The organism is Celeribacter baekdonensis (genome assembly GCF_003047105.1).
GTDB lineage: Bacteria > Pseudomonadota > Alphaproteobacteria > Rhodobacterales > Rhodobacteraceae > Celeribacter > Celeribacter baekdonensis_B.
In genome coordinates this window covers 1-19,235 of record NZ_CP028472.1, presented here as the reverse complement: position 1 = coordinate 19,235, position 19,235 = coordinate 1, and the positions used below count along the sequence as shown (strand labels likewise).

Below are 19,235 nucleotides of genomic sequence, written 5' to 3'. Positions count from 1 at the left end.
GACCTCTGTTCCATCGGAGCAGAGGGTCTTTTAACACTCAATTGGGAAGGAATGGCGATGGCCGAACTTCTGCAAATTCTCATATCGGGCCTGTCGTCTGGTGCGATCTATGCCTTGGCCGCCGTGGGGTTCACCCTGTTGTGGCAGGCCTCGCAAACCATCAACTTCGCGCAGGGCGAATTCGTCATGTTGCCTGCCTTCTTCGTGTTGGCGGGGATGACCTTGTTTGGATTGCCGCTTTGGGCGGCCATCCTGACTGCCTTTGTGATGTCAATTGTGATCCTTGGCGCGATGTTCAAAAAGCTGGTGGTTGAGCCGATGCTGCCGCATGGTTCAATGCCTTTGGTGATCGCCACCATCGCCTTGGGGCTTTTGATGAAAGAAAGCGTCAAGGAATTCTATTCCGCCCAAGGTCAGCCCTTTCCGCCGCTGTTTCCGCAGCATGTGATGAATGTCTTCGGTGCGTCGGTGTCGGTTCAGGATCTCTGTAACCTTGCCGTGGCCTTTGCGGCGATCATCTCCCTGCAATTGTTCTTGCAACGCACCCGCACGGGCCGCGCCATGCAAGCCACCGCGCAAGATCCGCGCGTGGCCGAAATCCTTGGCGTCGATGTCAAACGAATGGTGATGTACACGTTTTTGATCAACGGCGCCTTGGCGGCCATCGCGTCCATCCTGATTTCACCAGTCTATCTGGCCAAATTTTCCAACGGCGAAACGCTTGGCATGATTGCCTTTATCGCGGCCATCGTTGGCGGGTTTAACCAAATCAGGGGCGCGCTTGTCGGCGGGCTTTTGATCGGCGTGCTCGACAATCTCGCCGCCGTTTATATCTCCGCCGAATATCGCTCGGCGATCCCGCTTATCCTACTCATCGTCATCATCATGGTGCGCCCACAAGGCATCATGGGCACGTCCGAAGGGAGGACCGTATGACCGCTTTTCGCATTCTTTTCCTTATTGCTTTTGGTGTGGCTCTCCTGCTCGCACCGATGGGGCAGGGCAACTACATCATCTACATCCTGTGCTCTTGGTTGATCTTTTCGATCTCCGCTATGGGGCTGAACCTGACACTTGGCTACGCGGGCCAAATCAGTTTGGCGCAGGCCGCGTTCATGGGGATCGGGGCCTATGTCACCGCCCTTTTGACCATGGCAGGCGTGCATTGGCTCGTTGCGGTGTTTTGCTCGATCTCGGCCACGTTCTTGATCGGTCTGGTTTTGGGCTATCCGGCGCTTCGGGTACAACACCATTTTCTTGCCTTCGTGACACTTGCATTCAATGCGCTCGTCTTTCTTGTCTTGCGCAATGAGGATTGGCTTACGGGTGGCTCGCTTGGCCTCGTTGGCATCCCGCGTCCGGTGTTTGGTCCGTTCGATACGATGAAGCAACTGCCGTTCTATTACTTCACGGTTGTGTGTTTCTTGGTGACGGCGGGGGCGATGGCATGGATGTTGCATTCGCCTTGGGGCCGCGCGTTCAAAGCGCTGCGCGAAAATCCGATCCGGGCCAATTCCTTGGGTCTCAACACCACCCGTATGACGCTTTTGGCCTTTGCGATTGGCTCCTCTATGGCCGGTCTGGCTGGCGCGCTGCAAGCGCCCTTGGTGCAGTTCATCGAACCCGGCTCGTTCACGTTGATCCTGTCGCTCAAAATCTTGCTCATGGTGATTGTCGGCGGCTCTGGCTACTTCTTTGGTCCTATCCTCGGCGCGGCTCTTGTCGTGCTGCTGCCGGAAATGCTGCGCTTTACCGATGGCTATTACCTCATCATCTACGCGCTTTTGGTGCTCGTGGTCATGATCTTCTCACCGCAGGGGCTTTTGGGCCTTGGGCGTAAACTCCTGATCGCGATGAAACCTCGTAAAGAACGCGGCGATCTCAAACAGGGAGCACAGTTGTGATGCAAACGGAAACCGTTCTATCGGTCAAAGACATGACCAAACATTTCGGACCGATCAAAGCCGTCAATGGTGTCTCATTCGAGGTGCAAAAGGGCGAAATTCTGGGTCTTATTGGCCCGAATGGCTCCGGCAAATCGACGCTGTTCAATTGTATTCTCGGACAACTGGCGCCCAGTTCAGGTACGGTGCAGATCAATGGTAAATCTGTCGCAGGTGCACAGGCGCATGATCTCAACCGGCTTGGCGTTGGCCGCACGTTCCAACAGCTTTCGGTGTTTCCGCAAATGTCGGTGATCGAGAACATCATCATGGCGGGGCAGGAACACCACGGCACGATGCTGACGCGGCTGTTTGGCAAATCGGACGCGGGGCTGACGGGGGCTGCTGAGGATATGATCGCATTTTTTCGCCTCGGGCATTTGCGCGATGAGATGGCGGGGTCTTTGTCCTATGGCCAACAAAAGCTACTGGACGCGGCCATGGCGTTTATGGCGGGGCCGGGGCTGGTGTTGCTTGATGAGCCCGCGGGCGGGGTCAATCTGACCATGCTGCAATATCTCAAAGAGCGTTTGATCACATACAACCACGAACATGGCACCACCTTTGTGGTCATCGAGCACAACATGGAATTCGTGATGTCGCTGTGCACGCGGATCATCGTGTTGGCCGAAGGCGAAATCATTGCTGAAGGCGCGCCCGAAGACATTCGCTCAAACCAAAACGTCATCGACGCATATCTGGGAGGCTGACATGTCGGCAATGTTGGAACTGAAAAACCTCTACGGGGGCTATGGCAAAATCACCATTCTCAATGGCACCACGTTTTCTATCCCGCGTGGCACGATCACCACGGTGATTGGTCCGAACGGTGCGGGAAAGTCGACGGTGTTCAAAGCCATTTTCGGGATGCTGGATATTCAATCGGGCTCTATCATGTTTGATGGTGAGGATGTGACACGCTCGACTCCGAAACAGATGATCGGTCATGGGGTCACCTATGTTCCCCAAGGCCGCAATGTCATCCCGCAGCTTTCTGTGTGGCATAATCTGGAAATGGGCGGGATCACCTCCTCCGATCAACCGAGCGTGAAACGCCGGATGGAACTGGTCATGGATCAATTCCCGATGCTGCGCAAATTCAAAGACCGTAAGGCGATTGAATTGTCGGGCGGACAGCAAAAGCAGCTCGAAATCGCGCGCTCTCTGCTTCTAGACCCGAAACTTGTGTTGATTGATGAGCCGTCGATCGGTCTGTCGCCCAATCTGGTGCAGGAGGTGTTTGAAACCCTCAAAACCCTGCGCGACGAAGGCGTGACGATCCTGATGGTCGAACAAAACGCCAAAGCCGCACTTGCGATGTCGGATGATGGGATCGTGTTGGAACTGGGGCAAATGCGGATGCATGAGCGGGCCGATGTTTTGCTCAACGATCCCAGAGTGGGCCAGCTTTTCCTCGGTGGTCACATGGAGGAGGTGGCGTAATCGCCACCCCCAACTTTTGACGCTATTGCGTATATCCTGGGCGGGGGACACTCCCCATCAAGGTTTGGCTCAACCCCCCGTCCACCACAATCTCCTGGCCATTGATATAGGATGCCCGCGCCGATGCGAGGAAGACGGCCGCATTGGCCATGTCTTGTGCAGTGCCAATGCGGCCTGTCGGCACACGGCGCTCGCGTGCGGCTTTGACCTCAAGATTGGCATAGAACGGCTCGGACATCGGGGTCAGAACCAGACCGGGAGAGACCACGTTCGAGCGCACGCCTTTTGGGCCCCATTCATAGGCCAGCGCCCGCGACAGCATCGCTACACCGGCCTTACCGGGCGAATAGGCGCCCGAAAAGGGCTGGGGCTGACTGGCAGAAATCGAAGCGACATGAACCAAGGCGCCCACGCCCTTGGCGATCATCTGTTTGCCAAAACTCTGAGCCGTGATGAAACACCCGTCCAAGTTGACCTTGAGCATGGCTTGCCAATCCTCAATCGCCAGATCCTCAAGCGGGCCGGGCCGCAGGATACCGGCGTTGTTCACCAACACATCCGCACCACCGAGTTTGGCGATGTGATCTGCCGCTGCCTCAACAGAGCGCAGATCGGACACGTCACAGCCAAAGCCATATCCGCCAACCGCATGGGCTGCCGCTTCGGCATCCTCTGTGCGGTAATCGAGGGCCACCACCGTGGCCCCCAAGGCTTTGAACGCGTCCAACATGGCCCGGCCAATCCCGCCCGAGCCGCCAGTGACGACAACGATTTTTCCTGTAAAATCAATCCAGCTCATTCAGGCCACTCCCGCCAGATGACGGCCCGTGATGTAACCAAAGGTCAGCGCCGGGCCGAGCGTGATCCCCGCACCGGGGTAGTTACCGCCCATGATCGAGGCACGGTCATTGCCCACCGCATAAAGCCCGTCAATCGGTGTGCCTTGGGTGTCGAGCACTTGGCCTTCGACCGTGGTGGCCAGCCCGTCAAACGTGCCCAAATCGCCCATGACGAGTTTGAGCGCATAAAATGGCCCCTCGGTGATGGGCGCGACACAGGGGTTTGGGCGTACGTCGGGGTCGGCAAGATAGCGGTTGAAACTGGTCGCTCCGCGGCCAAATTCGGGGTCCTCGCCGCGCACAGCATCTTTGTTATAGGCGGCCACCGTTGCCACAAGCCCCTTGGCGTCTATCCCTGCGTTTCGAGCCAAGTCCTCAAGCGTCTTGCCCGAGACAAGATAGCCATTCTTCAGATAGGGCGTGAGTGGCACCGGGGCAGGTTTGGCAAAGCCAAGACCGTATTTGCGGATCGTCGGACGGTCTGCAATCAGCCAACACGCGGTCTCTGTTTCACCTTCGCAGGCTTTGATCATCGCGGCACCGACATCGTGATAGCTGGCACTTTCATTGGTAAAGCGTTTGCCGGATTTCAACACGCCGATGATGCCCGGTTTGTAACGATCAATCAGATGTGGAAAGGGTTTGAACCCAGTTTTTGTTGGCACTTTCGAGACCGGCATCCAGGCGGAGGTTTCCGGGAACCGCACCTCAAACTGGCCCCCGACAGTGCGGCCAAGATCAATGCCGTCGCCTGTGTTGTCTTCGGGTACGGGCGAGAGATGTTCGCCGCCGCGTTTGAGATGTGGATAGGCCACACGGATTTTCGCAATGTCATGGGCAAAGCCACCTGCGGCCAAGACCACGCCTTTGCGTGCTCGCACAATCACATCACCGATCTGGCCTTTGATCTTTGCGCCAACAACGGCACCTTTCTCGGTCAAAAGTTCCCGCGCGGGGCTGTCGGTGTAGATTGGAATGTTCAGATCAAAACAGCTTTTTGCCAGCCGCGCCGCCAAAGCATTGCCCGAGGTCACATGCGTGCCGCGACCATAGCGGACCACTTCGGCGGCATGGGCGGCAAGGCGTTTGGCGACATAGGCGAAAGAGGTGATGCTTTTGGTCGCGTTAAAGAAATGTTTGATGTCGGCATTCGAGGAATTGAACATCATGCCCATGAAGGTGATGGTCGACAGCGGCGGGCGCAGGCGTTTGAGGTTTTCCCCCAACGCGCTGGTGTCATAGGGCGTTGCCGTGATGGAGCGACCTACGTCGACCCCGCCGGGTGCTTCCGGGTGATAGTCGGGATAGAGCGAGGGGCTGAATTTGACCTCGGTTTCGCGTTCAAAAAATGCAAGCATTTCGGCACCGGTCTCGAGATAGGCATTCACCGCGCTCTCATCATAAAAATTTCCGGTCTCGTGTTTCATATACTCGCGCGCTCGGGCGATGTCGCCCGGCGGGCAATTGGGGTTGCCGGGTATCCACACAACGCCCCCGGAAAAGGCGGTTGTCCCACCAAAGACGGGGGCTTTTTCGATGATGATGACATCAAGTCCTTGTTTGGCGGCGGTGATTGCGGTGGCCATCCCACCCGCCCCCGACCCGATGACAAGGACATCGCATTCTGTGCCATCCCTGAGACGCGTTTGCATAGTATCTCCTCCTATTGTGCGGCGCGGATCAGCCGCCTCCCATGGTTGAGATATGGCAAATGCCCTGTGTCGCGCGAATGGACGGACGCCGATATTCATTGCACTATTCACAAGTGCTTCCGGAGGAGGAACTGGGAGCAAAGAGGAGGATACAACCCATGCTGATCTCAGCAGATCAACCGATTCCGCGCTACTATCTTTACGGGGATACCCTTGCGGAGGTGGAACTTGACTTCATTCACGTTGAACCGATCCGCGATCGGTCCGGGGCCAATGATTGGACAATTCGCGCCCATGCCCACCCGGATCACGTCCAACTTTTGTTCGTGGAGCGGGGAGGCGGGGAGATTCAAATCGAATCCCAAACCTATGCAATCCCGGTGCCCGCAATGGTGGTCGTCCCGGTGGCGATGGTGCATGAAATCCGGTTTTTGCCGGGCACGGATGGCTTTGTGATCACCGCCGCGTGCAGCTACGCCAAGGCAACGACCCAAGGCGATGCCCGCTTTGCCGATGCTTTGGAACATCCCGCAGCCTATGCTTTGGCGGAGGGTGACCCAAATTGTGGCACCTTGCGCGAGAGTTTCGACTGGATGCGCCGCGAATATACGTGGACTGCGCCGGGGCGGCGCTTGGCGATCAAGGCCCAGTTCGAGCGTATCCTCGTGGCGCTGATGCGGTTGCGGCTTGAGGTCGGGGCCGAGGAAACCCAGCGCGTGGACCGTGATTATGATCTCCTGTGCAGATATCGCGAAATCTTAGAGACCCATTTCAAATCCGAGAAAGGGCTTGAATTTTATGCCTCTCAACTGGGTGTTTCCATCCAACGGCTCAATCTGGCCTGCAAAGCGCGGGTGGGCAAAACCGCCTCACAGCTTTTGCATGAGCGGGTGGTGATCGAGGCCAAGCGGTGTTTGATCTACATGACGATGACCGTGGCTGAGGTGGGATATGATCTTGGCTTCGAAGATCCGGCCTATTTTTCGCGTTTCTTTTCGCAACGTGTTGGGGTGCCGCCCGGCGCTTATCGTGAGACCTATCAATCAGAGCGGAAAAAGGCATGAATCGTCCAAGGCAAACCGCGCTCTTTGCATTTTGCGCTGTCGTTTCCTGTGGAATTGTCCAGGCGCAATATGGAGGGTGATATGATTTACGAGCTGCGGGTCTATGACCTCAAACCCGGCACCGGGCCAGAGTATTTGGCGTTGCTGATGCGTAGCGGGGTGAAGGCGCTGACCTCACATTTGCCGATGGCGGGATATTGGCTGACCGACACTGGCGCGCTCAACCGGCTTTACCATTTGTGGATTTACGAGAGTCTTGAAGAACGCGCCGCAGCGCGGGTCGGGTTTGCGGCGAATCGTGACTGGACCGAGGGGTTCGTGCCATATGGCTTTCCGCTCATCGTCACGCAGCGCAATATGATGATGACGCGATTGCAAGGCAGCGCAGCCTTGGACGCGGCAGAGGCGGGACGCAAAACCCAGCACCCGAATGACGCGATCGGCCCGCTGTTTGCGCCGGGTCTTCAAAGTCTGACTTTTGGCAATGAGGTGCAAAGCGATCAGCCCTTGGTCGCCCGCTGGCGGGTCATTTCCGGTGAAACACCGGGCGATACCGTCACGCTGTGGGGTGGCGATCCGATGGCCACATCACAAGGCGCGACGCGTCACGAAATCCTGCGCCCGATTGCGGTTTCCCCCCTGCGCTAAAGATCATCTGCGGCGCCATAGGCCATCCAACCGGCATCGACCGAAAGCACGGTGCCGGTGATGGCAGAGGCGGCATCGGAGGCGAGAAAGGCAATCGCTTCGCCAATTTCAGACGGGTCGATCATCCGGCCCAAAGGGGTGCGCTTGAGGATTTTGTCTTCCGCCAAAAGCCCATCTCGGATCAATCCGCGCACGAGCTCGGTTGCGACATAGCCTGGGGCCACCGCGTTGACACGAATACTTTGACGACCCCATTCGGCGGCCATGGATTTTGTCATCGCCACAAGCCCCGCCTTGGCCGCGCCATAGGCATTGCGCCGGGGTAAGCCAGTGAGGGCTGCGATGGAGGCGAGGTTGACAATGGCCCCGCCGCACCCTTTGTCGATCATGCCCCGTGCCACTTCGCGGCTCATCAAAAAGCTGCCCGCAAGATGGATGTCGAGCAAGCGCCGGACATGGGCGAGGGTTTGGTCGACCGTGGCTGTGTTGACGTCGCCGAGACCTGCGTTGTTGACCAAAATGTCGATCTGGCCGATCTGACTCAAGGCCAAGATCACCGCCTGCTCGTTGGTTACATCGACCCCAAGGCCAATATGATCCGGTCCCAATTCTGCGGCGCGGTGCTGGGCCAGATCGCCGTTTAGATCAAGCAGTGCGACACGGGCACCCCGCGCGGCGAAAAGTGTGGCGCTGGCCCAACCGATACCGGCCGCGCCCCCGGTGATCACAACCGTCTTGCCTGTGAAATTCATCTGCGATGCCTCTCCTATATGACCGGGACATGTTGATGGGATTTGACGGGGGTCGCGATGCACGGGGCGTGAAAAATCTTGGATATTTACGAAGGGTTTAAGGCTCTTAGGGAAATGTCCATTGCGGTCCCGTCGGGGAATTGAAATCCTGCCGTAAACGCGCGACTGGGAGGACGATCATGCGGATTATGTTGACAGGTGGAAGCGAAGGTATTGGTGGCGCGACATTGCGCCAAATGGCACGGGAGGCGCAGGCTGCGGGCACGCCTGCAAAGATTGTGACAACGGCATCGGGGCGCAATCCCGCCCCCGCAGCACTGATTGCCGATCTTGAAAATGACGGGGCCGAGGTTTTGTTTTTGACCGGAGATTTGGGTGATGCCACTGTCGCGCGCGATATTGCGGCAAAGGCGCTTGGGTTTTTGGGCGGGCTGGATGTGTTCGTCTCAAACGCCGGGGCCGGAAAACCCGCGCCTTTGGCCGAGCAATCGCTTGAGGAATGGGACCGTATGTTCAACCTCAATGTGCGTTCAACCTTCGTTCTGGCACAGGCGTTTTATCCCGCGCTCAAGGCGTCCAAGGGCACGATTGTCGTCGTCGCGTCGATGTCGGGGATGCAAGCGCATTTGGGGCAGGCGGCCTATGCCCCCGCCAAGGCAGCGGTAATTTCACTGGTGGAAAATCTGGCGATGGAATGGGCGTCCGATGGCATTCGGGTCAATGCGGTGGCCCCGGGGATGATCCGCACGCCTCTGACGGCGGCAATCTATGCCAAGGAAGGGTTGGAGCAAGCCCGCGCGCAAAGAGTGCCTTTGGGCCGGGTTGGGCGGCCTGAAGACATCGCCGCCATCGTCGCCTTTTTGGCCGGGGACGGTGCCGCCTATGTCACAGGCCAGACCCTTTTGGCCGATGGCGGCGTGTCGGCGACAGGGCTGAACAACCTGCCGAGCTGATCGGTCAGCGCAACGGCATACCTTTGGGGCGCAGGCGCCGTTTTTGGGCGGCAATACGGAACGGCGCGTTCGGCGCGCCAAATCCCATGTAGCTTCCACGTTGAAGGATTTCAAAGAACAACCCACCGGCGAAACTGCCGGAATAGAGCTGAAAGAACTCGCCTGTCTCATCGCGATCATAGAGCACATGCGCGGCTTTCATTTTTTCAAGAAGGCCCGGCGGGAAATCGAACCGTGCGGCGAGATCGTCGTAATAGTTGGGGGAAATCGGCAGGGGCGCAAAGCCGCGCTCTGCCAATCTCGCGGCGGTGTCAAAAATATCAGCCGTTGCCAGCGCGATGTGTTGCACCGAAGCGCCAAAGGTATCGGCCAGAAACCGCCCCGCCAAAGTGCGATGCGTGTCCGCGCCGTTGAGGGTGATCCGAAATGCCCCATCGCGGGTTTCGATCACCTGTGATCGCACCAACCCGTCCGGGTCGATGACATCGACCATCGGACTTTTCTCGACATCAAAAATGGCGGTGTAGAACAGGGTCCAACTCAGCATATCCTCATAGCTCATCGTCTGGGCGATATGGTCGATATGCATCAGACCGACCCCGGTCAAATCGGGCGCCTCTTCGGCCCTAAATTCCACCTCCCAGACCCGATCCAGACCCGTCTCTTTGTCGATGAAATGCATCACGGAGCCGCCAAGGCCCCGGATCGCCGGAATGTCCAATTCGCCAATGTCGAGGTCTTGGGAAAAACTCTGTGCCCCCGTGGCTGTGGCGCGGGTGATCACGTCCTGTGCGGAGTTGACCAAGATGCCAAGATCGCAAACGGTCGTGCCCCGCGCGTTATAGGCATGGGCAGCATGGCCGTCGGTTTCCTCGTTGACGACAAGGCGGATGTCGCCCTGTTGCCACAGTGTGACGGCTTTGTTGCGATGGGTGGCGGCGTGGGCAAACCCGAGCGTTTTGAGCAGCTCGCCCAGGGTTTCGGCCTCTTTGCCACGGGAGGCGAATTCGATGAAGGACACGCCTTCGGGCTTCACGCGTTGGGGCAGGCTGGGCAGATCGAGTTTGAGACCGGGTTCGGCGCGATGCACATCATCCATCAGGGCGATGAGCGAGCGATACCCATCATTGGCAACTTGTTTGGTGTTGGAGCCACGGAAATGATCGTTGAAAATCTCCAGAGAAATCGGCCCCGTATACCCCGCTGCCATGACGGCGCGGGTGAAGCCCGTCACATCAAGATCACCCTCGCCGGGCATATTGCGGAAATGGCGCGACCAATAGAGCAGATCCATGTCGATCATCGGCGCATCGGCCATCTGAACGAAAAAGATTTTGTTGCCGGGGATCGACCGAATGCTGTCGGGCGAAATTTTGCGGGCCAGGGTGTGAAAACTGTCGAGGATGACACCGATGTTCGGATGATCAGCCCGGCGCACGATTTCCCATGCGTCGCGATGATCGTTCACATGTTTGCCCCAACACAGCGCCTCATAGCCGACACGCAAACCGCGTTTGGCAGCCCGTTCACCCAGCGCGTGAAAATCGGCTGCGGCGCGGTCAATCCCGCCCAAAGCCTGCGGATGGCACGATGAACAGACCAGCACCAAGTCGGTGCCAAGCTCCTGCATGAGGTCGAATTTGCGTTCGGCCCGGTCAAAGGCCTTGGCGCGTAGCGGTTCGGGTAGGCCCTCGAAATCGCGAAAGGGTTGGAACAGCGAAATCTCCAACCCGTGATCGCGGATCATATTTCCCACATCGCGTGGGCTGCCGTCAAAGGCGATGAAGTCTTGTTCGAAAATCTCGATCCCATCAAAGCCTGCCGCCGCAATGGCGTCGAGTTTTTCGCGCAAATCGCCGGAAACAGAAACGGTCGCAATCGAGGTTTTCATGGCAGGACTCCTTGGACGGCTTAGGACAAAAGATCTTGGCGCAGGCGGTCTTGGTCAAGCGGTAGGTCGGTGAACAGCCCCCAGGCATGAACGCCTTGGAAAAAGAACAATTCCCAGCCCGAGATGATGTCGAGGCCACGGGCCGCGGCATCGGTCAAAAATTCGGTCTCGACAGGTGTGTAAACCGCATCAAAGGCCCATTCGCCCCCCTCCATCGCCGTGGCGGGCAGGGGGGTTCCCTCTTTGCCGACCATACCAACGGGCGTGCAATTGATCAAACCGGCGGCCCCTTTGGCAGCCTCAACTGCGCTGTCAAAAACCGTGACCGTGGTGTCGGGCGCGGCGTTGCGCAGATCGGCGGCAAGGGCCTCGGCTTTGCTGCGGTCCATATCGACCAGACGGATTTCAGCCGCACCAAGGGCAATGAGGCCAAAGGCCACGGCGCGACCAACACCGCCGGTGCCGATCATCAGCGTGATCCCTGTTGGATTCTCGCCGCGCTGGCGTGTGTAGGCGGCAACAAAGCCGGAATAGTCGGTGTTAAAGCCTTTGGCATGGCCGCCCTCGAAAATCGCGGTATTGACCGCGCCGATGGCCCGCACCAGCGGATCGTCGATCTCGACTTTGGCCACAACCTTTTCCTTGTAGGGATAGGTCACATTGGTGCCGCGATAGCCCTTGGCCGCCAGCCCCGCGAAAATCACCTCCCAACTTGCACCGATGTCATGCGGAACAAGCCGGTCATAGCGGACATGTTTGCCGTTTTGTGCGCCGCAGAGCTCATGCAGACGCGGGGAGCGGGAGGCGGCGATATTGTCACCAATCAGGCCGAGGAGGATGTCGGGAGCACTCATTTTGAAGCGGTCTCTTTCTTGCGGAATTTGGTCCAAAGCGGGGTTTGCGATACAAAGATCAGGATCACGGCCACAAACAGCACGAGCGACAGTGGGCTGGTCAGGATGCCATGGAAAAACCGACCCAAATCTTCGCGTTCAGAGATGATGGCGCGCCGCCAGTTGTCATCCAAAAGGCGCGACAGGATCACACCGAGGATCACGGGACCAAGCGGATAGCCATAATGGCGCATGAAGTAGCCGAAGACACCAAAGCCAAGCATCCAATAGACATCGGTGATCGAATTGTTCACGGCATAGGCCCCGACGATGGACAAGAGCAGGATCAACGGGATCAACACCGCGCGCGGCATTTCGACGATCTTGGTGAACAGTTTGATGCCGGTGAGGCCAAACAGCAGCATAAAGAAGTTGGCCATGACCAAAGCGCCGACGATGAACCAGAACATATCGGGTTGTTCGACCATCAGCATCGGGCCGGGGTTCAACCCGTGAATGAACAGTGCGCCGATCATGATCGCGGTCACCGCATCGCCCGGAATGCCGAGCGTCATCATCGGGATAAAGGCGCCACCCACGGCGGCATTATTGGCGGTTTCAGGTGCCACAAGACCCTCAATCGCGCCTTCGCCAAAGGGACGCGACGGGTTTTTGGTGACGCGTTTGGCGTGGTCATAGGCCATCAGCGCCGCGATATCGCCGCCGGTTCCGGGGAGTGCGCCGATCAGAACCCCGATGGTCGAGGTCTGAAGTGACAGTGGCAAGTGTTTGCGGATCGTGCCAAAGGAGGGAACGATCCTGTTGATTTTTTGGCGGATCGCGGGGGTATCGACGTGATGCAACTGCATCAGCGCCTCAGAGACACCAAACATGCCGATCATCACGGCGATAAAATTGATGCCACCGCGCATCAACGGGATGTCAAAAGTGAAACGTTCGGTAAAGGTCAACGGGTCCATGCCGACCGCGCCAATGGCAATCCCAAGAGCGCCGGCAAAGATGCCTTTGACTAACGACCCAGAGGACAAAGAGCCGACCAGCAAAATTCCGAGAACGGCCAAGAGCATATAATCACGCGGTTGGAATTTAAGAGCGAAATCCGAGACAACCGGGGCCAGGACGGCCAGCACAACGATCCCGACCAAACCACCGAAAAATGACATGACAGTGGTGGTTCCGATGGCTTCACCGGCTTCGCCGCGCTGCGCCATGGGATAGCCGTCCATCGCGGTGGCGATGGCGGAGGGCGCGCCGGGGATATTCAATAGGATTGCCGTGCGCGAGCCGCCGTACACGCCGCCCATATAGATGCCGATCATCAGCGAAATCGCGGGTAAAACATCCCATGAGAAGGTGAAGGAAATGAGGATCGACACGGCCATGGTCACAGACAGGCCGGGGATCGCGCCGACGTAAACGCCAGCGAAGGTGCCCACGCCAACCAGCAACAACAGCTCAGGATGGGTGAAAATCGTCAGAAATGCCATGAACGCGTCCATCATGCACCTCCTTTAAAAAGATTGCGCAACAGCTGAAGCATTTCAGCCTCGGGAACGATGCCTGCGGGCATCAGCACGGTGAACACGATGCGGAACACCAAATAGATCGCGAGCAGGCTGCCCAGCGAGACGAGCAGGGTGAAGCCCCAGCTACGTTTGGAGAGAAGTTTGATCGACGCGATGAGGAAGAGCGCAGATGTTGGCAAAAATCCAAGCGGTTTCAAGAGGATGCCATAGGCGACGAGAAACAGGGCAAGGATGATAACGAGCGGGGGCGTGATGTCTTCCATCACGGTTTCGTCTTCTGTTTTCGACAGTTTTACAGTGCGCCAAAAGACAATCACCACACTGATCAGCATCACGGCCGCTGTGGCCATGGGGACAGAGCCCGCGCCGGACAGCGCCTCAAAGCCGGAGATTCCATAGGCGTTCCACAGCAGAACACCGCTGAAGATCACGAGACATGCGGTAAAGACAAGCTCGCCAGGACGACGTTTGTCGACGATGCCACCAGGGGTGGCGTCAGATGAACCGTCCCGTGTCGAGTCATGATGATGAACGTGATCTTGCATCTCTCCTCCAAGAGTTTGTCTGCTGTGAATTGAAACACCGCCCTTACCGGAAAGGGCGGTGCCAGTGTTCGGCAAAGCCGAACGTGTTTTGGACGTCTGGTGCTTATTCGCCCGGACGGGAGATGCCGAACTCTTCCGGTGAAGATTTGGTCATGCCAGCATCTTGCAGCAACCACGTGGTGCCTTGCTGCCATTTGGTCAGGAAGGCCTCGGCTTCGTCGCCCGAAATGCTCATCAAGGTAAAGCCACGGGTTTCCATCAGGTCGGTAAAGTCCGGGTTGGTCGCGGCCACGGCAAAAGCGCCTTCGAGTTTTTTGACAATCTCATCCGGTGTGCCTTTTTTGACGAAAACGCCAAAGAACGGCCCCAGGGCAGATAGGTCGCAAAGCCTTCATTGGTTTGCGTCACCGGAGCAACGCCCGGAAGGTATTCGTTTTCTTGCACATCGACCACGGCGAGGGCCTTGATTTTACCGGCGCGCACGCTTTCAATTGCAGCTCCCAAAACCGCAGGCATCACGTCGATGGCGCCCCCTTGCAGGCGGTCAATGCCGGGCCGTCACCATCGTAAGGCACAGAAATCACGTCCAGATCACCTTCGACGGTTTCGATCATCGCGGTGACAACAGAGGGCACACCGCCCGGACCTGTGGAGCCAAGGCGCACTTCACCCGGATGCTCTTTGATATATGCGATCATGCCGGCGTAATCGTCAAACGGCGCATCAGTTCCAGCCACAAGAATGGGCGTGCCGCGGGCCAGAATGTTGATCGGGTAAAGTCGGAGTAATCTTTGTCGCCAAAGCCCATGACTTTGTACAACAGCGGGTTTTCGGCACCCATCAAGATTTTGTAGCCATCGGCATCTTCGGTTGCGACATGGTTCAACGCGATTGCGCCAACACCACCTGTCATGTTCTGCAACACGATCGTGCCATCCAAGATGTCTTCCGCATGCGGCGTCACAGCGCGCATCACTGTGTCTGTAGAACCACCGGCTCCCCATTGGATGATCCCTTGGATTTCCTTAGCTGGTATTCTTGTGCCACGGCCGCAGCAGACATAAGGCTCAGTGCAGAGACTGCGCCGATCAAAAAACGTTTCATAGATGTCCTCCCATCAATGTTTTGCAGAGCCTCTGTCCTTGGCTCCCTATGCATAACAGATATGCAAATTGTGAATAACGTCAAATACCGAAACTTTGATATTATTAACATACTGTTATTTTATATTTGCCATCGCACAGTTTTGTGCGCAAAAGTGGTGTGATCTTAGGAGCTTAGCGGCTCAGTCGCTGCGAGCACCAGTTCTTTGCGAAACTGTGTTATCGCGTATTCGGCAAAGCTGGATAAAACGCGCCCCTGCTTTTTGACCACGTAGCTGCGTATGCAACTGGCCTCCTTCAGAGGGCGGCGCACGATTCCTGGCATGTACACTTCGGCAACAGAAAAGCGGTCGATCAACGCAACGCCAAGACCATGGCGCACGAGACTGACAACGGTTTGGGCGAAGCGCCCACGCATACTGTGCTGCATATCTATCCCGTGATCCAGAAACGGTTTGATGAGCAAAGCACCATAGGGGTCATCGGGATCGACCCAACAAGAGGTTCATGGACCAGATCGTGCACCGAGATTTCGTCTTTCTCCGCCAAAGGATGCCCCTCAGGCAGCACACAGACCAATGTGGTCGCGGCGATTTCTTCGGTTTCGATGCCCGGGTTGTCGACCTTGGAACTCATGATTACAAACTCTCCGCGTTCCAACAAAAGGTAGTCGACGGTCTCTTCGATCTTGAGAATGTTCAGATCGATATACAGATCGGGGAAGCGGGAACGCACGTGGCGCAGAGCACGGGCGGCGATGAACTGGGCGACGGAAGGGGCAGAGCAAAGGCGAGTTGAACGTTTTCGCCTTTTTGCAGGCTCTCAAGAGACAGTTGCAGGTTTTCAACGCCTTTATATACGGCGCGGATTTGGTCGAACACGGTCTGCGCCTCGACGGAGGGGACAAAAAGCCCGGAGCGGCGTTCAAACAGCCGCAGGTTCAGCGTTTCTTCGGTGTGTTTGATCAACCGGCTGACGCCCGGTGCCGACACGCCGAGGTACTCCGCCGCGCCCATAATCGTGCGCGCAACATGACGGCGCGAATGACTTCGATTTGTCTCAGGGTGATATCACGCATGGATGGGTCCTCATCGGGTGCTGACGCTAGGCTATGAATAACACAATGTTAATGTTGAAATATACATGATACTTGACGTTAATTCATGCAAGTATGAAAAGTCTTTCCAGTTTGGAGGAAAATATCATGACTGCTCACGCGATCCCTTCCCAAGAGACCTTCGATTTGATCGTGATCGGTCCGGTGCGGGCGGGCTGAGTGCCGCCGTGACCGCCGCGCACATGGGGCGCTCCGTTGTCGTGCTTGAGAAAGAGCCCGTGATGGGCGGGACCTCGGCCTGGTCTGGCGGATGGATTTTTGCACCCCGTAATCCGTGGCACAACGCGCGGGCATCGTCGAAGATATCGACGCGCCGCGTCAATATATTAAGGCCGTCACGGGCAACTATTACAAAGAGGAAAAGGTCGAGGCCTTTCTTGATGCAGCGCCGAAAATGGTCGCCTTTTTCGAAGACAACACCGCCCTGCAATTTGACGGCGGCTTGGTTATCCCCGACACCTATGGCCATCAGCCGGGTGCGGGCATGGGCGGGCGATCGGTGATTGCCAAACCCTTTGATGCGCGGGCTTTGGGCGCGAGCGTGAACATCCTGCGCAAGCCTCTTAAAGAGACCTCGTTCAAAGGGCATGACGATTCAATCCGGCCCTGATCTTAAGGCCTTTATGACCATGACGCGCTCCGTCAAATCCTTTGCCTATGTGACTGGCCGGGTGTTGCGACATTTTCGCGATCTCGCGCTTTACAAACGCGGCATGGATCTGCGCAATGGGCGGCTTTGATTGGACGCTTGATGAAATCGGCCAAGGATGCAGGGGTCGATCTTCGCGTGTCTCAATCCGTCTCTGATTTGGTTTTTGAAGGGGGGCGCATCACAGGCGTGCGCCTGAAGGATGGGCCAATACTGATCAGCAAATGTGGTGTCGTTCTGGCCTGTGGCGGTTACGGTCACGATCTGGCGCGTCGCGCGGAAACCTTTGAGCGCAATGACGAAAACCTGACCCTCGCCGTGCCCGCGGCAACGGGCGACGGGCTGCGGCTTGGCGAAGCTGTCGGCGCCGTGATGGATCTCAATCTGGCCAGCGCCACCGCCTATTGTCCGGTTTCGCATGTTGTGTGGCCGGACGGGTCCAAAGGCCCGTTTCCGCATATCATTGATCGCGGAAAGCCCGGTGTGATCGGGTGTTGGCCAATGGCAACCGGTTTTGCAACGAGGGCCTTGGCTATCATGATTATGTGACATCCATGATGGATGCGGTCGCGGCCGATGCCCCGGCGCGCTCTTGGCTGGTCTGTGATCATCGTTTCTTGCGTCGTTTCGGGCTAGGTGTCGTGCGGCCTGCGCCGGTGCCCTTTGGCTTGGGTCAAATCCGGCTACCTCAAAACGGGCAAGACGATTGCCAGCTTGGCCAAAGCCTGTGGCATTGATCCGTCCGGGTTGGAAACAACGGTGACGCAGTGGAATGAGGGCGCGCAGCGTGGCGAAGATCTGGCCTTTGGGCGCGGCAGCACCGCCTATATGCGCCTTCAGGGCGATCCCGAATACACCCCAAATCCGAATGTCGCCCCGATCAAGCAGGGTCCGTTTTATGCGGTGGAGGTTGTGCCGGGCAGCTTTGGCACTTTTGCTGGCCTGAGCACCGATGGATCAGCCCGCGTGTTGGACGCGCAGGGCAGGTCATCACGGGGCTTTACGCGGCAGGCACGGACAATGCGAATGTGTTTGGAGGGTTTTATCCGGCGGGTGGGATCAACCTTGGGCCTGCCATGACCTTTGGTTTTGTGGCCGGGCGTCATGCCGCCACACAGGAGATTTGATCATGCCCCGTCCCTTAAATGCCGCCCATCTTACCGCCATCGACCTTGACCCGCCGCATTTCATCGAAGCCGCCGCCAAAGCCGGGTTTGATGGCGTGGGGACTGCGGTTGTTGCGCGTGACGGACACCTCCCCCGGCTATCCGCTGTATGACGATCTCGCAATGCTGCGTGCCACCAAGGCTGCGATGGCGGCCACTGGGCTCACGGTCGGGGACATCGAGTTTCTTAAGGTGACGCCCGACACGCGGGTTGCGGACTATGAGTGGTTTGACGTGGGGGCGGACCTTGGGGCGCATCACCTGATCACTGCCCCTTATGACCCTGATCTGTCGCGATGTCCGACACGCTGTCTGCGCTGGCGGAGGCGGGTACATCGCGCGGCGTGGCGATCATTCATGAGTTTTTCCCTTGGACCAATGTGCCCGATCTCGCCACCGCGTTGCGGGTGGTGGAGGCGGCCGGACCTGAGGTCCATCTCCTGGTCGACAGTTTGCACTTTGACCGCTCAGGCTCCTCGCTTGCTCAGCTTGCGGCGATTTCGCCCGAGCGTCTTCCCTTTGCGCATCTGTGTGATGCGCTTGTGGCCGAGCACTATACAACCGATGAGTTGCTGTTCACTGCGCGTGAAGCACGGCTTGCGCCGGCGAGGGCCAGATTGATCTACGCGCTTTTGTGGAGGCTTTGCCTGACGATCTGCCACTGTCGCTTGAGGTGCCTATGGTCTCTGCGGACGGGCCGGAGGCGGTTTTGGGCCATGTGTGCGAAGTCACACGGAATTGGCTGGCTCAGGGAGCCTGATTTATCAGGGGCGGCCAGGTTAGAGGCACATCACCACGCCCAGCACGAAAAGTGCGAGGAAAACGGTTTCGGCCACGATCATCATGATGGCGGTGCCTCCCACGGCGATGATGCTACGCGGTGAGGTTTTTATCCCGACGGCCGCAATGGCAACCAAAAGCGCCCAGCCGGACAGTTGGGTCAAAAGCGAGCGCAGCACGTCTGGGATCACGCCAAGGGAGTTGAGCAAGGCCAGTACGGCAAATCCGATCAAAAACCCCGGCAGAACTTGTGGTCGATGTTTCTCGCCTGAGGCCAACGCCTGACGCACGCGCAGGGCCAGCAAAAGCA

The 19,235-nt window shown here is 57.6% G+C and carries 19 protein-coding genes and 2 pseudogenes; 9 read left to right on the top strand and 12 right to left on the bottom strand.

The window, feature by feature from the left end; all coding sequences use genetic code 11:
- Window positions 1-57 precede the first annotated feature (57 nt).
- The 4 genes from DA792_RS00095 to DA792_RS00080 are packed head-to-tail and all read left to right on the top strand — an operon-like array spanning window position 58 to window position 3,386.
- Window positions 58-936 (top strand): branched-chain amino acid ABC transporter permease, encoded by an 879-nt coding sequence (locus DA792_RS00095; protein WP_107717308.1) that lies wholly within the window; start codon window positions 58-60, stop codon window positions 934-936.
- Window positions 933-1,904 carry a branched-chain amino acid ABC transporter permease gene (locus DA792_RS00090; protein ID WP_107717306.1) on the top strand — a complete coding sequence of 324 codons (972 nt, stop codon included), beginning with the start codon at window positions 933-935 and terminating at the stop codon, window positions 1,902-1,904. Before DA792_RS00095 ends, DA792_RS00090 begins: the two co-directional genes overlap by 4 nt.
- Complete coding sequence (locus DA792_RS00085; protein ID WP_107717304.1) at window positions 1,904-2,653, top strand: ABC transporter ATP-binding protein; 750 nt, start codon at window positions 1,904-1,906, stop codon at window positions 2,651-2,653. The genes DA792_RS00090 and DA792_RS00085 overlap by 1 nt, the downstream gene beginning before the upstream one ends.
- A gap of 10 nt (window positions 2,654-2,663) precedes the next feature.
- Window positions 2,664-3,386: an ABC transporter ATP-binding protein gene (locus DA792_RS00080; protein ID WP_107717927.1), complete on the top strand. Its 723-nt coding sequence runs from the start codon at window positions 2,664-2,666 to the stop codon at window positions 3,384-3,386.
- 22 nt (window positions 3,387-3,408) lie between these two features.
- Here DA792_RS00080 and DA792_RS00075 read toward each other — a convergent pair whose 3' ends face one another.
- Both DA792_RS00075 and DA792_RS00070 read right to left on the bottom strand, forming a co-directional pair.
- Entirely contained in the window at window positions 3,409-4,185 is a 777-nt protein-coding gene (locus DA792_RS00075; protein ID WP_107717303.1) for an SDR family NAD(P)-dependent oxidoreductase, read from the bottom strand.
- Complete coding sequence (locus DA792_RS00070) at window positions 4,186-5,877, bottom strand: FAD-dependent oxidoreductase (protein WP_107717301.1); 1,692 nt, start codon at window positions 5,875-5,877, stop codon at window positions 4,186-4,188.
- A gap of 158 nt (window positions 5,878-6,035) precedes the next feature.
- Between DA792_RS00070 and DA792_RS00065 the strand changes: the two genes are divergently transcribed.
- Together DA792_RS00065 and DA792_RS00060 are read left to right on the top strand one after the other, a co-directional pair.
- On the top strand, window positions 6,036-6,941 hold the full coding sequence (locus DA792_RS00065) for a helix-turn-helix domain-containing protein (RefSeq protein WP_107717299.1): 906 nt from the start codon (window positions 6,036-6,038) through the stop codon (window positions 6,939-6,941).
- 81 nt (window positions 6,942-7,022) lie between these two features.
- Window positions 7,023-7,589 carry an NIPSNAP family protein gene (locus DA792_RS00060; protein WP_159075095.1) on the top strand — a complete coding sequence of 189 codons (567 nt, stop codon included), beginning with the start codon at window positions 7,023-7,025 and terminating at the stop codon, window positions 7,587-7,589.
- On the opposite strand, the gene DA792_RS00055 is transcribed toward DA792_RS00060, so the two are convergent.
- Window positions 7,586-8,341 (bottom strand): SDR family NAD(P)-dependent oxidoreductase, encoded by a 756-nt coding sequence (locus DA792_RS00055; protein WP_107717295.1) that lies wholly within the window; start codon window positions 8,339-8,341, stop codon window positions 7,586-7,588. The two genes, DA792_RS00060 and DA792_RS00055, sit on opposite strands and share 4 nt — an antisense overlap.
- Before the next feature lie 179 nt (window positions 8,342-8,520).
- Between DA792_RS00055 and DA792_RS00050 the strand changes: the two genes are divergently transcribed.
- Window positions 8,521-9,294, top strand: coding sequence for an SDR family NAD(P)-dependent oxidoreductase (locus DA792_RS00050; RefSeq protein WP_107717293.1), 774 nt, complete (start codon window positions 8,521-8,523; stop codon window positions 9,292-9,294).
- Window positions 9,295-9,298: 4 nt separating this feature from the next.
- Here DA792_RS00050 and DA792_RS00045 read toward each other — a convergent pair whose 3' ends face one another.
- The 8 genes and pseudogenes from DA792_RS00045 to DA792_RS22545 form a co-directional block, all read right to left on the bottom strand.
- On the bottom strand, window positions 9,299-11,185 hold the full coding sequence (locus tag DA792_RS00045) for a bifunctional sugar phosphate isomerase/epimerase/4-hydroxyphenylpyruvate dioxygenase family protein (protein WP_107717290.1): 1,887 nt from the start codon (window positions 11,183-11,185) through the stop codon (window positions 9,299-9,301).
- A gap of 20 nt (window positions 11,186-11,205) precedes the next feature.
- Window positions 11,206-12,039 (bottom strand): shikimate dehydrogenase family protein, encoded by an 834-nt coding sequence (locus DA792_RS00040; RefSeq protein ID WP_107717288.1) that lies wholly within the window; start codon window positions 12,037-12,039, stop codon window positions 11,206-11,208.
- Entirely contained in the window at window positions 12,036-13,538 is a 1,503-nt protein-coding gene (locus DA792_RS00035; protein WP_107717286.1) for a tripartite tricarboxylate transporter permease, read from the bottom strand. Before DA792_RS00035 ends, DA792_RS00040 begins: the two co-directional genes overlap by 4 nt.
- The gene (locus DA792_RS00030) at window positions 13,538-14,185 is read right to left on the bottom strand and encodes a tripartite tricarboxylate transporter TctB family protein (RefSeq protein WP_254679198.1); all 648 of its coding nucleotides are present in this window, start codon (window positions 14,183-14,185) and stop codon (window positions 13,538-13,540) included. Before DA792_RS00030 ends, DA792_RS00035 begins: the two co-directional genes overlap by 1 nt.
- A gap of 28 nt (window positions 14,186-14,213) precedes the next feature.
- Window positions 14,214-15,214 (bottom strand): annotated as a pseudogene (locus DA792_RS00025) (Bug family tripartite tricarboxylate transporter substrate binding protein).
- Window positions 15,215-15,379: 165 nt separating this feature from the next.
- Window positions 15,380-15,643, bottom strand: coding sequence for a LysR substrate-binding domain-containing protein (locus tag DA792_RS22555; protein WP_254679197.1), 264 nt, complete (start codon window positions 15,641-15,643; stop codon window positions 15,380-15,382).
- Window positions 15,644-15,645: 2 nt separating this feature from the next.
- Entirely contained in the window at window positions 15,646-15,957 is a 312-nt protein-coding gene (locus tag DA792_RS22550; protein ID WP_254679219.1) for a LysR substrate-binding domain-containing protein, read from the bottom strand.
- On the bottom strand, window positions 15,912-16,229 hold the full coding sequence (locus DA792_RS22545) for a LysR family transcriptional regulator (RefSeq protein ID WP_254679196.1): 318 nt from the start codon (window positions 16,227-16,229) through the stop codon (window positions 15,912-15,914). The genes DA792_RS22550 and DA792_RS22545 overlap by 46 nt, the downstream gene beginning before the upstream one ends.
- A 188-nt stretch (window positions 16,230-16,417) precedes the next feature.
- On the opposite strand from DA792_RS22545, the pseudogene DA792_RS00015 reads away from it, so the two are divergent.
- Together DA792_RS00015 and DA792_RS22540 are read left to right on the top strand one after the other, a co-directional pair.
- A pseudogene (locus DA792_RS00015) lies at window positions 16,418-18,106 on the top strand (FAD-dependent oxidoreductase).
- 2 nt (window positions 18,107-18,108) lie between these two features.
- Window positions 18,109-18,258 carry a hypothetical protein gene (locus DA792_RS22540; RefSeq protein ID WP_254679195.1) on the top strand — a complete coding sequence of 50 codons (150 nt, stop codon included), beginning with the start codon at window positions 18,109-18,111 and terminating at the stop codon, window positions 18,256-18,258.
- Window positions 18,259-18,924: 666 nt separating this feature from the next.
- Here DA792_RS22540 and DA792_RS00005 read toward each other — a convergent pair.
- Window positions 18,925-19,215, bottom strand: coding sequence for a putative sulfate exporter family transporter (locus DA792_RS00005; protein ID WP_439099357.1), 291 nt, complete (start codon window positions 19,213-19,215; stop codon window positions 18,925-18,927).
- Window positions 19,216-19,235: the final 20 nt, after the last annotated feature.

Excerpts from the sequence above, each read along its gene's own strand:
- DA792_RS00095 (WP_107717308.1), top strand. The coding sequence starts at position 58 with ATGGCCGAACTTCTGCAAATTCTCATATCGGGCCTGTCGTCTGGTGCG.
- DA792_RS00090 (WP_107717306.1), top strand. The coding sequence starts at position 933 with ATGACCGCTTTTCGCATTCTTTTCCTTATTGCTTTTGGTGTGGCTCTC.
- DA792_RS00085 (WP_107717304.1), top strand. The coding sequence starts at position 1,904 with ATGCAAACGGAAACCGTTCTATCGGTCAAAGACATGACCAAACATTTC.
- DA792_RS00080 (WP_107717927.1), top strand. The coding sequence starts at position 2,664 with ATGTTGGAACTGAAAAACCTCTACGGGGGCTATGGCAAAATCACCATT.
- DA792_RS00075 (WP_107717303.1), bottom strand. The coding sequence starts at position 4,185 with ATGAGCTGGATTGATTTTACAGGAAAAATCGTTGTCGTCACTGGCGGC.
- DA792_RS00070 (WP_107717301.1), bottom strand. The coding sequence starts at position 5,877 with ATGCAAACGCGTCTCAGGGATGGCACAGAATGCGATGTCCTTGTCATC.
- DA792_RS00065 (WP_107717299.1), top strand. The coding sequence starts at position 6,036 with ATGCTGATCTCAGCAGATCAACCGATTCCGCGCTACTATCTTTACGGG.
- DA792_RS00060 (WP_159075095.1), top strand. The coding sequence starts at position 7,023 with ATGATTTACGAGCTGCGGGTCTATGACCTCAAACCCGGCACCGGGCCA.
- DA792_RS00055 (WP_107717295.1), bottom strand. The coding sequence starts at position 8,341 with ATGAATTTCACAGGCAAGACGGTTGTGATCACCGGGGGCGCGGCCGGT.
- DA792_RS00050 (WP_107717293.1), top strand. The coding sequence starts at position 8,521 with ATGCGGATTATGTTGACAGGTGGAAGCGAAGGTATTGGTGGCGCGACA.
- DA792_RS00045 (WP_107717290.1), bottom strand. The coding sequence starts at position 11,185 with ATGAAAACCTCGATTGCGACCGTTTCTGTTTCCGGCGATTTGCGCGAA.
- DA792_RS00040 (WP_107717288.1), bottom strand. The coding sequence starts at position 12,039 with ATGAGTGCTCCCGACATCCTCCTCGGCCTGATTGGTGACAATATCGCC.
- DA792_RS00035 (WP_107717286.1), bottom strand. The coding sequence starts at position 13,538 with ATGGACGCGTTCATGGCATTTCTGACGATTTTCACCCATCCTGAGCTG.
- DA792_RS22555 (WP_254679197.1), bottom strand. The coding sequence starts at position 15,643 with ATGCAGCACAGTATGCGTGGGCGCTTCGCCCAAACCGTTGTCAGTCTC.
- DA792_RS22545 (WP_254679196.1), bottom strand. The coding sequence starts at position 16,229 with ATGGGCGCGGCGGAGTACCTCGGCGTGTCGGCACCGGGCGTCAGCCGG.
- DA792_RS22540 (WP_254679195.1), top strand. The coding sequence starts at position 18,109 with ATGCCCCGTCCCTTAAATGCCGCCCATCTTACCGCCATCGACCTTGAC.